The following is a 13,607-nucleotide window of genomic DNA, read 5'->3' as shown; positions in this document are numbered from 1 at the left end:
CATTGCAGCGGGGGTACTGCTAAATCGGTCGCGATTACGCGAGTGCCAGTTTTTGGCGCGCATATTGTAGCGCTTTTTCAATCACTTGCTCAATAGTTAAACTGGTTGAATCCAGAACTAATGCATCTTCTGCAGGAACAAGCGGTGCGACGGCGCGGTTACGATCGCGGTCATCGCGCTCTTTTATCTCGGATAAAAGGCGATCAAAGTTAACACTAAACCCCTTTTCCTGCAACTGAAGCATACGGCGTTGAGCACGTTCTTCCGAAGAGGCGTCAAGGAAGATTTTTACTGGCGCATCAGGGAAGACCACGGTTCCCATGTCGCGTCCATCAGCGATCAGACCCGGGGCTTCACGAAACGCTCGCTGGCGACGCAGCAGCGCCTCGCGAACGCGTGGGAAAGCCGCCACCTGGGAGGCCGCATTAGCGACTTCCTGCGTACGGATTTCGCCGCTCACGTCTTCCCCTTCCAGGATCACTTCCAGGTTGCCATCGGTGGAAACAAAACGCACATCCAGATGCGCAGCCAGCGGTACCAGCGCTTCTTCAGAGGCGACATCCACGTGATGATGCAGCGCAGCCAGCGCCAGCACGCGATAGATTGCTCCCGAATCTAAAAGATGCCATTGCAATGCTTCCGCCATCGCTTTGCACAGAGTACCTTTCCCTGCGCCACTCGGCCCATCAATGGTGATTACCGGGGCAACTGCCGTCATCTTTTTCTCCTTAAATAAGGCATACCGTTAACATGAACGCCGCGCATTATACGCGCCAACGTGCGCAACTGTTACCTTTGCGTGCAAATTACGGAATGATAGAAGCAGAGTGTAGAAGAAATGAGCGGGAAAGATCGTCAGGAAGCGTAAGGAAATGCCGCATCAGGTGATGCGGCAAGACTTCATCATGCCAGGGTGCTAATGCGCGCCAGCTGTTCGAAATAGTCCGGGAAGGTTTTCGCCGTACATTTCGGATCGAGAATGGTCACAGGGGTATCGGACAGCGCCACCAGCGAGAAACACATCGCCATACGGTGATCGTTATAGGTCCCGATTTCAGCAAACTGCAGTTTTGCCGGAGGGGTAACGCGAATGTAATCTTCGCCCTCTTCTACCTCAGCGCCAACTTTACGCAGCTCGGTTGCCATCGCGAACAGGCGGTCCGTCTCTTTTACGCGCCAGTTATAAATGTTGCGCAGCGTGGTGGTGCCTTTGGCAAACAGCGCCGCCGTGGCAATGGTCATCGCCGCATCCGGGATATGGTTCATGTCCATGTCGATGGCGTTCAGCTCACCGTGGGTACAGGAGATGAAATCATCCCCCCAGGTGACAACCGCGCCCATTTTTTCCAGCACGTCAGCAAAACGAATATCGCCCTGCACGCTGTTGCGGCCAATGCCGGTCACTTTTACCGTACCGCCTTTAATCGCGCCAGCGGCAAGGAAATAGGATGCGGATGAAGCATCGCCTTCAACCAGGTAGTTGCCCGGCGACTGGTACTGCTGCGCGCCGCGAACCACGAAACGCTGATAAGACTGGTTTTCAACCTCAACGCCGAAGGTTTTCATCAGATGCAGCGTAATATCAATATACGGTTTGGAGACCAGCTCACCTTTAATCGTGATAACCGTATCCTGCGGGGCCAGCGGCGCGGTCATCAGCAGCGCCGTCAGGAACTGGCTGGAGACGCTGCCGTCAACCTCGACGGTACCGCCGGTAAAGCCCCCGCGCAGACGCAGTGGCGGGTAATTTTCCTGCTCCAGATACTCAATCTGCGCGCCGCCCTGACGCAGGGCATCTACCAGATGGCCGATCGGACGTTCCTTCATGCGCGGCTCGCCGGTCAGCACGATGTTATTGCTCCCGAGGCACAGGGCTGCCGCCAGCGGACGCATCGCGGTACCCGCGTTACCCAGAAACAGCTCAAGCTCGTCACTCGCCTGCAGCGCGCCGCCGTTGCCGGTCACTTCGCAGCGGGTACGATCGTCAGAGAGTGTGTAATGAACGCCCAACGCTTTCAGCGCATTGAGCATATGGCGCACGTCATCGCTGTCCAGCAGGTTGGTGAGGACGGTGGTGCCGTTTGCCAGAGCTGCCAGCAGCAGAGCGCGGTTCGAGACACTTTTTGAACCAGGCAGATTGATGGTGCCATCTACCCGCGCGATAGGTTGTAACGTCAGGGATTCCATGAAAACTAAACTCTCAACTCAACATAATAAAAACCCCGCAGGGACGCTGCGGGGGTGAAAAACAGCAAATTAACCGTGACGACGTTCGAAGTCGATCATGAAATCGGTCAGGGCCTTAACGCCTTCCAGCGGCATGGCGTTATAAATGGAAGCACGCATCCCGCCAACCACACGATGGCCTTTCAGCGCGTGCAGACCCGCTGCGAACGACTCTTCCAGGAACACGCTGTCCAGGCTGCTGTCTGCCAGCTGGAACGGTACGTTCATGCGCGAACGGTTCGCTTTCGCTACATCGTTACGGTAGAAATCGCTCTTGTCGATCGTGCCGTACAGCAGCTCGGCTTTTTGCTGATTGATCTTGTCCATCTGCGCCACGCCGCCGTTTTGCTTCAGCCATTTGAAGACCAGGCCGGAAAGGTACCAGGCAAACGTTGGTGGGGTGTTGAACATGGAGTCGTTGTCATTCAGGATGGTGTAATCCAGGATTGACGGGCAGGACTTATGGGCTTTCCCCAGCAGGTCTTCACGGACGATGACAATAGTCAGCCCAGCAGGACCGATGTTTTTCTGAGCACCTGCGTAAATGACGCCGTAGCGGCTGACGTCCAGCGGAGTGGACAGAATGGTTGAAGAGAAGTCCGCCGTCACAATGACATTGTCGCCAAAGTCTGGCTCTTCGTGAATGGCGATGCCGTCGATGGTTTCGTTCGGGCAGTAGTGGAGATACGCGGCGTTGTCAGACAGCTGCCACTCGCTCATCGGCTTCACGGCGCGCAGACCGTCAACGGTCACTTTGGCGTCGATAACGTTCGGCGTGCAGTATTTGTGCGCTTCTTTTAACGCACTGGCTGCCCAGTAGCCGGCATCGACGTAATCAGCGGTGGTTTTGTCGCCCAGCAGATTGAGCGGGATGCCCGCAAACTGGCCGCGTCCACCGCCGTGACAGAACAATACTTTGTAGTTCGAGGGAATGTTCAGCAGATCGCGAAAATCCTTTTCTGCCTCTTCCGCCACCTGAATAAACGCTTTACCCCGGTGGCTGATTTCCATCACCGACGTACCCAGACCGTTCCAGTCACACAGTTCCTGTTGAGCCTGTTTGAGCACGTCTGCCGGTAACATTGCCGGACCTGAACTGAAATTAAAAACTTGAGCCATTTCCCCTCACCACGCTAAAAGCCATAAGTTATAACTGTGGATATCGGTTTTATCATTCAGTGACACGCGCCGCAATGTCTAAAACTTATGACCGGGGAAATGTGCCCTTCGTCACACAAAACAATCTGCCGCCTCGTCGTCACAAAACCGACAAAATCGCTGTCAGACGAGGCGTTTAGCCCGGCTAACCTTTGTCCATTCCGGATTTGCACAACGAGGGCATAATTGATGATCGCCCGCATGCATCCCCACAACATGACTACATTTTATACATGCATACTCCCCGGTTTCAGGTATCACCCTGAACCGTTCTACTAACATATCCGGCAGGATACACAGGCCGGGCTTAACGTCGTCATCAGCATAGTAATAGACGCTGATTTGCCCATTGGTTTCCATGATCGCCAGCCGCACCTGTCCGAGCTGTTCAACGCTATTCAGGCGCAGCTCCATAAAGAACTCAAACTCGGTCATATTGGCGCTTTGCACATTTTCCCAGGCCAGCTGACCGTCCTCAACAATAACGACCGGTTTCCCTTCAAGCAGATCTTCCAGCTTTTCACTTTTTGACATCAGCCACATCACCAGCCGGTAAAGCAAGGCGAGGGAAACAAAAACGATAAACACCGGCACCATCGGCACGTCGTCATAAAACGCGACGTCCCCCGCCGCCGAGCCCAGCGTCAGGATGATCAGCACTTCAAACAGAGACATCTGACGAACGCCACGACGGCCAGTAATTTTGAGAAACAGGAAGACGAGTACGAAGGTATACAGGCTGCGCAGCGCCACTTCGCCCAGAAATTCAGGTGGAACTTTATCAAACGCCATCCGCTGGAGATCAAATGCTTTCATTTTTCTATGCCTTAACAGTCAGTTACTGCTACTAAGCATAGCTCAGCCATTTATTTTCGTCGGAGATAGCACCCGTCACGCAAAACCCGTATCATTGCGCGCTTTACGTACGATAAAAGTGAACGCCATGACTCAAACGTTTATCCCCGGCAAAGACGCCGCTCTGGAAGATTCCATCGCTCGCTTCCAGCAGAAACTGACCGACCTGGGCTTTAACATCGAAGAAGCCTCCTGGCTGAACCCGGTGCCTCACGTCTGGTCCGTGCACATTCGCGACAAAGACTGCGCGCTCTGCTTTACCAACGGTAAAGGTGCGACGAAAAAAGCGGCACTGGCCTCTGCGCTGGGTGAGTATTTTGAGCGTCTGTCCACCAACTACTTCTTCGCTGACTTCTGGCTGGGTGAAACCATCGCCAACGGCCCTTTCGTTCACTATCCGAACGAAAAATGGTTCCCGCTGACCGAAGACGATGAACTGCCGGAAGGCATTCTGGATGGCCGTCTGCGTGCCTTCTACGATCCGGAAAACGAACTGACCGCCAGCATGCTGATCGATCTGCAATCTGGGAATGAAGAGCGTGGGATCTGCGCCCTGCCGTTCACCCGTCAGTCTGACGAGCAGACCGTGTATATTCCGATGAACATCGTCGGCAACCTGTATGTGTCCAACGGTATGTCCGCCGGTAATACCCGCAATGAAGCGCGCGTGCAGGGCCTGTCTGAAGTGTTCGAGCGTCACATTAAAAACCGTATCATCGCTGAATCCATCAGCCTGCCGGAGATCCCGGCGGACGTGCTGGCGCGCTACCCGGGCGTGGTGGAATCCATCGCCAAACTGGAAGCGGAAGGTTTCCCAATCTTTGCGTATGACGGCTCGCTGGGCGGTAAATATCCGGTTATCTGCGTCGTGCTGTTTAACCCGACTAACGGAACCTGCTTCGCCTCCTTCGGTGCGCACCCTGACTTCGGCGTGGCGCTGGAGCGTACCGTGACCGAGCTGCTGCAGGGCCGTAGCCTGAAAGATCTCGACGTATTCACCCCGCCAACGTTTGACGATGAAGAAGTAGCCGAGCACACCAACCTCGAAACCCACTTCATCGACTCCAGCGGTTTGATTTCCTGGGATATGTTCAAGCAGGACGCGGACTATCCGTTCGTGGACTGGAGCTTTGCCGGTACCACCGAAGAAGAGTTCGCTACATTGATGGCAATCTTCGACGCCGAAGATCAGGAAGTCTACATTGCCGACTACGAACACCTGGGCGTTTACGCGTGCCGTATCATCGTACCTGGCATGTCCGATATCTACCCGGCGGAAGATCTGTGGCTCGCAAACAACAGCATGGGCGCGCACCTGCGTGAAACCCTACTCTCCCTGCCGGGCAGCGAGTGGGAAAAAGAAGATTATCTCAACCTGATAGCCCAGCTGGACGATGAAGGCCACGATGACTTTACCCGCGTGCGCGAGCTGCTGGGTCTGGCGACCGGGAAAGACAACGGCTGGTACACGCTGCGCATCGGTGAACTGAAAGCGATGCTGGCCCTCGCGGGCGGCGATCTGGATCAGGCTCTGGCCTGGACAGAATGGACCATGGAGTTTAACCAGTCGGTCTTCTCCGCCGAGCGCACCAACTATTACCGCTGCCTGCAAACCCTGCTGCTGCTTGCACAGGAAGACGATCGCGAGCCACTGCAGTACCTGAACGCTTTCGTACGTATGTACGGTGCTGAAGCGGTTGAAGCCGCCAGCGCGGCGCTGAGCGGTGAAGAGCCGTTCTACGGTCTGCAGGCGGTTGACAGCGATCTGAAAGCCTTCCCGGCGCATCAGTCTCTGCTGAAGGCCTATGAAAAGCTGCAGAAAGCAAAAGCCGCTTACTGGTCAAAATAAGCGCATATAACATTAACGGCAGTAGGCGTATTCAATCGTCTGGGCTATATTACGGGGCAATTTCATTGCCCCGTTTTTTATTCTCTTCGGCAATGATTGTTGATTGTAATAATAAAGTTAAACACGGGTAAATATAATAATATTTGCCTGGGCTTTATTGTTACTTTTTATGGTAAATACTCCATATTAATTAACTGTTTCGAAGGGGGCCGAACGAAAAAATTCAACTCTTTTCATAACTTTTAAAATTTATTTTTATACGGATAATCAACTACTTACTCCGCATTTGTTGTAAAACCATACATACTGCGGGCCTATAAGCCAGGCGAGATATGATCTATATCAATTTCTCTTCTATAATGCTTTGTTAGTATCTCGTCGCCGACTTAATAAAGAGAGAGTTAGTGTGAAAGCTGACAACCCTTTTGATCTTTTACTCCCCGCCGCGATGGCAAAAGTTGCCGAAGAAGCGGGTGTCTATAAAGCAACGAAACACCCGATGAAGACGTTCTATCTGGCGATCACCGCAGGTGTGTTCATCTCTATCGCTTTCGTCTTCTACATCACCGCCACCACCGGTACTGCCGGAATGCCTTTCGGCATGGCCAAACTGATTGGCGGCATTTGCTTCTCACTGGGTCTGATTCTCTGCGTCATTTGCGGCGCCGACCTCTTCACCTCAACGGTGCTGATTGTTGTGGCGAAAGCCAGCGGAAGAATTACCTGGGGTCAACTGGCGCGCAACTGGCTTAACGTCTACGTTGGTAACCTGATTGGCTGTCTGCTCTTTGTTCTGTTGATGTGGCTCTCTGGCGAGTATATGACCGCCAACGGTGGCTGGGGGCTTAATGTCCTGCAAACCGCTGACCACAAAATGCATCACACATTTATCGAAGCCGTTGCTCTCGGCATCCTCGCAAACCTGATGGTCTGCCTGGCGGTCTGGATGAGCTACTCTGGCCGTAGCCTGATGGATAAAGCCATGATTATGGTTCTGCCGGTTGCGATGTTTGTTGCCAGCGGCTTCGAGCACAGTATTGCGAATATGTTCATGATCCCGATGGGGATTGTTATCCGCAACTTTGCAAGCCCGGAGTTCTGGACCGCAGTTGGTTCATCCCCGGAAAGTTTCTCTCACCTGACTATTATGAATTTCATTACTGATAACCTGATCCCCGTCACTATCGGGAACATTATCGGTGGGGGTCTGTTAGTTGGGTTGACATACTGGGTCATTTACCTGCGTGGCGGCGACCATCATTAATGGTTGTCTCAGGCAGTAAATAAAAAATCCACTTAAGAAGGTAGGTGTTACATGTCCGAGCTTAATGAAAAGTTAGCCACAGCCTGGGAAGGTTTTGCGAAAGGTGACTGGCAGAATGAAGTCAACGTCCGTGACTTCATTCAGAAAAACTATACCCCGTATGAAGGTGACGAATCCTTCCTGGCTGGCGCAACTGACGCGACCACCAAGCTGTGGGACAGCGTAATGGAAGGCGTTAAACTGGAAAACCGCACTCACGCGCCAGTTGATTTTGACACCTCCGTTGCATCCACCATCACTTCTCACGATGCTGGCTACATCAACAAAGCCCTTGAGAAAATTGTTGGTCTGCAGACTGAAGCACCACTGAAACGCGCAATCATCCCGTTCGGTGGTATCAAAATGGTTGAAGGTTCCTGCAAAGCGTATAACCGCGAGCTGGACCCAATGCTGAAAAAAATCTTCACCGAATACCGTAAAACCCATAACCAGGGCGTATTCGATGTTTATACCAAAGACATTCTGAACTGCCGTAAATCTGGCGTTCTGACTGGTCTGCCAGATGCCTATGGCCGTGGCCGTATCATCGGTGACTACCGTCGCGTTGCGCTGTACGGTATCGACTTCCTGATGAAAGACAAATACGCGCAGTTCGTTTCCCTGCAGTCTGACCTGGAAAACGGCGTAAACCTGGAAGCGACTATCCGTCTGCGTGAAGAAATTGCTGAACAGCACCGCGCGCTGGGTCAGATCAAAGAGATGGCGGCTAAATACGGCTGCGATATCTCTGGTCCTGCGACCAACGCTCAGGAAGCTATTCAGTGGACCTACTTCGGCTACCTGGCCGCTGTTAAGTCTCAGAACGGTGCAGCAATGTCCTTCGGCCGCGTATCCACCTTCCTGGATGCGTACATCGAACGTGACCTGAAAGCAGGCAAAATCACCGAGCAAGACGCTCAGGAAATGATTGACCACCTGGTCATGAAACTGCGTATGGTTCGCTTCCTGCGTACCCCAGAATATGATGAACTGTTCTCTGGTGACCCAATCTGGGCAACCGAATCTATCGGTGGTATGGGCGTTGACGGTCGTACGCTGGTTACCAAAAACAGCTTCCGCTTCCTGAACACCCTGTACACCATGGGTCCTTCTCCGGAGCCGAACATCACCGTTCTGTGGTCTGAAAAACTGCCTCTGAACTTCAAGAAATTCGCCGCTAAAGTGTCCATCGACACCTCTTCTCTGCAGTACGAGAACGATGACCTGATGCGTCCGGACTTCAACAACGACGACTACGCTATCGCTTGCTGCGTAAGCCCAATGGTTGTTGGTAAACAAATGCAGTTCTTCGGTGCGCGTGCAAACCTGGCGAAAACCATGCTGTACGCTATCAACGGCGGCGTTGATGAAAAACTGAAAATGCAGGTTGGTCCTAAGTCTGAGCCAATCAAAGGCGACGTGCTGAACTATGACGAAGTCATGGAGCGCATGGACCACTTCATGGACTGGCTGGCTAAGCAGTACGTGACCGCGCTGAACGTTATCCACTACATGCACGACAAGTACAGCTACGAAGCCTCTCTGATGGCGCTGCACGACCGTGATGTTATCCGCACCATGGCGTGTGGTATCGCAGGTCTGTCCGTTGCGGCTGACTCCCTGTCTGCAATCAAATACGCGAAAGTTAAACCAATTCGTGACGAAGACGGCCTGGCCGTAGACTTCGAAATAGAAGGCGAATACCCGCAGTTTGGTAACAACGACGCTCGCGTTGATGACATGGCGGTTGACCTGGTAGAACGTTTCATGAAGAAAATTCAGAAACTCACTACCTACCGTAACGCTATCCCGACTCAGTCTGTTCTGACCATCACCTCTAACGTTGTGTATGGTAAGAAAACCGGTAACACCCCAGACGGTCGTCGTGCTGGCGCGCCATTTGGCCCAGGTGCTAACCCAATGCACGGTCGTGACCAGAAAGGTGCTGTAGCTTCTCTGACCTCCGTTGCTAAACTGCCGTTTGCTTACGCGAAAGATGGTATCTCTTACACCTTCTCTATCGTGCCAAACGCGCTGGGTAAAGACGACGAAGTGCGTAAAACTAACCTCGCGGGTCTGATGGATGGTTACTTCCACCACGAAGCGTCCATCGAAGGTGGTCAGCACCTGAACGTGAACGTAATGAACCGTGAAATGCTGCTCGACGCGATGGAACATCCTGAGAAATATCCTCAGCTGACCATCCGCGTATCTGGCTACGCAGTACGTTTTAACTCCCTGACGAAAGAACAGCAGCAGGACGTTATCACCCGTACTTTCACTCAGTCCATGTAAGTGGAATTGACTGAAATCACGCGTTAAAAAGCGTACAATAAAGGCTCCACGCAAGTGGGGCCTTTTTAACACCCTCGCTTCACCAGTCTCTTTTGTCCGCTATCTATACTTTATGGATAACAGCCAAAACAGACTCGACATAGCCTTTGAGCTGTGCAACTACACAGGCCCCCGGATGGGCCAAATTCGGAGATATCACCGCAATGTCAACTATTGGTCGCATTCACTCCTTTGAATCCTGTGGCACCGTCGATGGCCCGGGGATCCGCTTTATTACCTTTTTCCAGGGCTGCCTGATGCGCTGCCTGTACTGCCATAACCGCGACACCTGGGACACGCACGGCGGTAAAGAAGTCACCGTGGAAGATCTGATGAAAGAGGTGGTGACCTACCGCCACTTTATGAACGCATCCGGCGGTGGCGTGACCGCGTCCGGCGGTGAAGCTATTCTTCAGGCTGAGTTTGTCCGCGACTGGTTCCGCGCCTGCCATAAAGAAGGCATTCATACCTGTCTCGACACCAACGGCTTTGTGCGCCGCTACGATCCGGTCATTGATGAACTGCTCGACGTGACCGATCTGGTGATGCTCGATCTCAAACAGATGAACGATGAGATCCACCAGAATCTGGTTGGCGTTTCTAACCACCGTACGCTGGAGTTTGCCAAATACATCGCCGATAAAGGCATCAAAACCTGGATCCGCTACGTTGTTGTTCCCGGCTGGTCAGATGACGATGACTCCGCGCATCGCCTGGGTGAATTTACCCGCGACATGGGCAACGTCGAGAAAATTGAGCTTCTGCCCTATCACGAACTGGGTAAACATAAATGGGTGGCGATGGGCGAAGAGTACAAGCTTGATGGGGTGAAGCCGCCGAAAAAAGAGACGATGGAACGCGTGAAAGGTATTCTTGAGCAGTACGGCCACAAGGTCATGTATTAAAGAGAAGGCCCGGTAAGAACCGGGCCTTTTTATATTCTATTTAAAGACGCCGTTAATTACGGAGGTCACAATCGCCGTACTCAGCGCAATTAAGACCAGGTCGTCCCCGACCACGCGCCATTCATAGCCCGGGTAGGAAGGAAGCTGGCCGAGCATAGAGGCTGGCACAGTCTTCTTCGCAATGCCCGGAGGAAGCGGTTTACCGCGTGCGAGGTTTTTCGCAATCCCCGGAGGCAGAGACTCATAGCCCGTTAAGCCATAATTCAGGGCCAGGTGGCGGGCATGATCGAAGCTCACGCGAGCGTCGACGTCATTACCGACATCTTTGCTGTTTTTGAAGCTCTTATCCGATTTTCCAGGGTTTTCCTTTCCGCTATTTTGCTTATTACCATGGTTACCGGAATTACCAGAATTCCCGTTACCATGATTGCCGCCATTACCTTGTCCGCCACTGTTTCCATGACCACCGCCATTCCCGTTTCCAGGATTAGCCATGACCGGAGCCGTTGCAAACGTTAAAGACAACACTACGGCAAGTGCGGTAGTGGAAAAACGACGTATAGACATGATTGTTGCCTATTGTGGTAGAACTCATTTGAATTATCGCCAGGCGGGGAAAACAAACAATGTGTAAAAGTCTTATATGTGACAGGGACAAAAAAGCCTGTCATCGACAGGCTTTTATTTAATCAGGCGTGCGCCACAGGGGTTGGATGCTCGCCCGCTTTGCGCAGCAGCATCAGGAGATAAATAAACGACACGCTGGCAATCATGATAAACAGCAAATTGTCGGAATAATTCTGCATCAGCATCGCGGTAAATGTCGGTCCCAGCAGGCTACCGATGGTATAGCTTAATAATAGCGCCTGGTTCATTGCCACGAGCTGGTGATGTTCTACTTTCTCACAGGCCCACGCCATCGCGACCGGGTAAAGCGTGAATCCTGCGGCCCCGAGAATAAACAGTGCAGGCGCCATCGCGGCGTTGCTGAGCATCGCAAGGCATCCCATGATCACCACGAAGACCTGAACGCGCAGCACCAGCAGACGACCAAAACGGTCTGCCAGGCGGCCAATCGGCCATTGCCCCACAATACCCGCACTGACCATCACCGCCATCCAGAAACCAATTCCGGAATCGCTGACGCCCTGATGATTCAGGTAGAGCGGCATCAGGCCATAGAGCGAGCCCAGTACAATTCCCGAAATAATGCATCCGTTTACGCCCAGACGCGCCTGACGGAGTCTCAACATCGGCCAGACGTGGGTCGCTTCCTGATGTTCGCTGTTCTGGTTCACAATGCGCGTAAAGAGCAGCGGCAGGATCGCGGCCAGCACCATGCCGGTTACCCACGGCAGTACGCTCATCAGGTCGGTTGGCAGTTTGCTGACCATCAGTTGACCCAGAACGGTACCGACGTAGTAAACCATCATATAGGCCGCCAGAAGACGTCCGCGGTTGCGGGAGGTACCACTACACATCAGCGCGCTTTCAACCACCACCCAAATCATCGCGCAGCCGACGCCGGCGATAAAGCGCCATGCCATCCAGCTCCAGAAGCCCACCATCAGACCCAGACCGGCGCACCCGGCAGCGAAAATCAGCGAGGCCAGATAATAGCTGCGATTAAAGCCAAAACGCTTAATCAGGCTACCGGTTAATAATGTGCCCAACAGGTTCCCGGTAAAAAAGGACGAGCTGACCATACCCACCTGCCAGGTCGGTAAGTTTTCATGGGCGAGCCACAGCGGGACGAGCGTGTTTAACACGGCGATCGCCAGGGTCAACAGAAGCAGGCCACAGAGCAACAGGAGCACTGGCCGGGTATAGGTGGTCATGGATTAAAAACCGTGAGGAAGTTCAGATTTCGTGCGCATCATGCCACTGGCAAAAACAAAGTCAATCCACAGATTTAACCGGCTCGCACAATATGTTCCCTGTCGATTTAAAAAACTTATCCTGCTAATGCAGCGCCTGCTATAGATATTAATTATGTATCTGTTTTTATTTATTAATGACCGAAATTAAAACAAAACGACAGTCGAAAAATTTCATGAATGAAAAAAAGAAAAGCCGGGCGCTATGTCCCGGCTTTTTATAACGAAAAATGAAATTAGCTGGCGATAGCCATACCGACCGTCATATGCAGGCCGTAAAACACACCGCGACCAATTAACTCCCCTACCAGCACCAGCACAAAAGCCAGTGACAGGAGCGGCAGTGCAGGCTGATAACCTTTAAGCTGAGGGCCGATCCAGCACACCAGCGCAGCTGCCAGCAACACCACACGCCAGGCCATCAGCGAACCGTAGTCCGGCACCAGCGCAGAAGCCTGCTGGATAGAGTTGTGAATGGTTGCCAGCTCGGCCCCCTGCATCAGGGCGACCATCGCGCTCACCACCAGCGCCAGCAGCGAAACGGCTGGCAGCAGACGCATTGCCCAACCGTTTACCCCCGCCACGCGCAGCAGCAGGTAGCCCAGCAGCGGCCCGCCGATAAACATCGTCAGGAAGAAGCTCATCGGCGTCCAGACGCTGTACCAGGTAGGAACGGTATCGATGGTGTTATAGACGCGCACCATCATCCACACGAACACCACGCCCAGTACCATGGTGACGATCAGCCACAGGCTGCGCAGGCCCGCAGGCAATTTTTTCAACGCAGCCAGCAGCCACCCCAGCCCGCCGACGGCAAAGAAGATTGCCCCGCTGGCAATTTCGTTACTGAGCGACGACGCCCCCACGCGGTTCAGGGAGTTGAACGCGCGCATCGGTGAGCCCAGGTGCAGCGTAGAGGCGATAAATCCAATCCCCATCAGCACCCACAGGCCAAACATGCTCAACACTAAACGCTGCTGCTGTTCGGCATTGAGGTTCCCTTTTAACAGCGCCAGCGCCAGAACAATAAAGCCGCCCACTACGCACTGCCCAAAGACCGTGAAGATCATCAGCGGCCATTCATGCCATCCACTTCCCAT

General features: G+C 53.1%; 11 protein-coding genes. 4 read left to right on the top strand and 7 right to left on the bottom strand.

The features are described from left to right. Positions 1-34: 34 nt before the first annotated feature. The 4 genes from cmk to IM303_RS00545 form a co-directional block, all read right to left on the bottom strand. Entirely contained in the window at positions 35-718 is a 684-nt protein-coding gene (cmk, locus tag IM303_RS00560; RefSeq protein WP_013097305.1) for a (d)CMP kinase, read from the bottom strand. Positions 719-903: 185 nt separating this feature from the next. Then, complete coding sequence (gene aroA / locus IM303_RS00555; protein WP_048999369.1) at positions 904-2,187, bottom strand: 3-phosphoshikimate 1-carboxyvinyltransferase; 1,284 nt, start codon at positions 2,185-2,187, stop codon at positions 904-906. Between the two features lie 69 nt (positions 2,188-2,256). Continuing rightward, complete coding sequence (gene serC, locus IM303_RS00550) at positions 2,257-3,345, bottom strand: 3-phosphoserine/phosphohydroxythreonine transaminase (RefSeq protein ID WP_048999368.1); 1,089 nt, start codon at positions 3,343-3,345, stop codon at positions 2,257-2,259. Positions 3,346-3,507: 162 nt separating this feature from the next. Then, positions 3,508-4,200, bottom strand: a complete 693-nt coding sequence (locus IM303_RS00545) for a DUF421 domain-containing protein (protein WP_028012566.1) — start codon at positions 4,198-4,200, stop codon at positions 3,508-3,510. A gap of 127 nt (positions 4,201-4,327) precedes the next feature. Between IM303_RS00545 and ycaO the strand changes: the two genes are divergently transcribed. From ycaO to pflA, 4 genes are all read left to right on the top strand, one after another. Further along, complete coding sequence (gene ycaO / locus IM303_RS00540) at positions 4,328-6,088, top strand: 30S ribosomal protein S12 methylthiotransferase accessory factor YcaO (RefSeq protein ID WP_049136587.1); 1,761 nt, start codon at positions 4,328-4,330, stop codon at positions 6,086-6,088. A gap of 406 nt (positions 6,089-6,494) precedes the next feature. Then, positions 6,495-7,352, top strand: a complete 858-nt coding sequence (gene focA, locus IM303_RS00535; protein WP_028012564.1) for a formate transporter FocA — start codon at positions 6,495-6,497, stop codon at positions 7,350-7,352. Positions 7,353-7,403: 51 nt separating this feature from the next. Then, the gene (gene pflB / locus IM303_RS00530; protein WP_023338210.1) at positions 7,404-9,686 is read left to right on the top strand and encodes a formate C-acetyltransferase; all 2,283 of its coding nucleotides are present in this window, start codon (positions 7,404-7,406) and stop codon (positions 9,684-9,686) included. Between the two features lie 203 nt (positions 9,687-9,889). Further along, on the top strand, positions 9,890-10,630 hold the full coding sequence (gene pflA / locus IM303_RS00525; RefSeq protein WP_028012563.1) for a pyruvate formate lyase 1-activating protein: 741 nt from the start codon (positions 9,890-9,892) through the stop codon (positions 10,628-10,630). A 36-nt stretch (positions 10,631-10,666) separates the two neighbouring features. Here pflA and IM303_RS00520 read toward each other — a convergent pair whose 3' ends face one another. The 3 genes from IM303_RS00520 to IM303_RS00510 all read right to left on the bottom strand — a co-directional run bounded on the left by IM303_RS00520 (position 10,667) and on the right by IM303_RS00510 (position 13,607). Then, positions 10,667-11,197: an anti-virulence regulator CigR family protein gene (locus IM303_RS00520; protein WP_047368209.1), complete on the bottom strand. Its 531-nt coding sequence runs from the start codon at positions 11,195-11,197 to the stop codon at positions 10,667-10,669. Positions 11,198-11,319: 122 nt separating this feature from the next. Beyond that, the gene (locus IM303_RS00515) at positions 11,320-12,468 is read right to left on the bottom strand and encodes an MFS transporter (RefSeq protein WP_045261768.1); all 1,149 of its coding nucleotides are present in this window, start codon (positions 12,466-12,468) and stop codon (positions 11,320-11,322) included. 275 nt (positions 12,469-12,743) lie between these two features. Beyond that, entirely contained in the window at positions 12,744-13,607 is an 864-nt protein-coding gene (locus tag IM303_RS00510; RefSeq protein WP_048999366.1) for a dimethyl sulfoxide reductase anchor subunit family protein, read from the bottom strand.

It is taken from the genome of Enterobacter cloacae complex sp. P38RS, from assembly GCF_014930775.1.
Taxonomy (GTDB): domain Bacteria; phylum Pseudomonadota; class Gammaproteobacteria; order Enterobacterales; family Enterobacteriaceae; genus Enterobacter; species Enterobacter bugandensis.
This window is presented reverse-complemented; position numbering and strand designations above follow the sequence as displayed.

What these genes read in the sequence shown, in the direction of transcription:
- cmk (WP_013097305.1), bottom strand. Translation starts at nt 718, where the DNA reads ATGACGGCAGTTGCCCCGGTAATCACCATTGATGGGCCGAGTGGCGCA.
- aroA (WP_048999369.1), bottom strand. Translation starts at nt 2,187, where the DNA reads ATGGAATCCCTGACGTTACAACCTATCGCGCGGGTAGATGGCACCATC.
- serC (WP_048999368.1), bottom strand. Translation starts at nt 3,345, where the DNA reads ATGGCTCAAGTTTTTAATTTCAGTTCAGGTCCGGCAATGTTACCGGCA.
- IM303_RS00545 (WP_028012566.1), bottom strand. Translation starts at nt 4,200, where the DNA reads ATGAAAGCATTTGATCTCCAGCGGATGGCGTTTGATAAAGTTCCACCT.
- ycaO (WP_049136587.1), top strand. Translation starts at nt 4,328, where the DNA reads ATGACTCAAACGTTTATCCCCGGCAAAGACGCCGCTCTGGAAGATTCC.
- pflB (WP_023338210.1), top strand. Translation starts at nt 7,404, where the DNA reads ATGTCCGAGCTTAATGAAAAGTTAGCCACAGCCTGGGAAGGTTTTGCG.
- pflA (WP_028012563.1), top strand. Translation starts at nt 9,890, where the DNA reads ATGTCAACTATTGGTCGCATTCACTCCTTTGAATCCTGTGGCACCGTC.
- IM303_RS00520 (WP_047368209.1), bottom strand. Translation starts at nt 11,197, where the DNA reads ATGTCTATACGTCGTTTTTCCACTACCGCACTTGCCGTAGTGTTGTCT.
- IM303_RS00515 (WP_045261768.1), bottom strand. Translation starts at nt 12,468, where the DNA reads ATGACCACCTATACCCGGCCAGTGCTCCTGTTGCTCTGTGGCCTGCTT.
- IM303_RS00510 (WP_048999366.1), bottom strand. Translation starts at nt 13,607, where the DNA reads ATGGGAAGTGGATGGCATGAATGGCCGCTGATGATCTTCACGGTCTTT.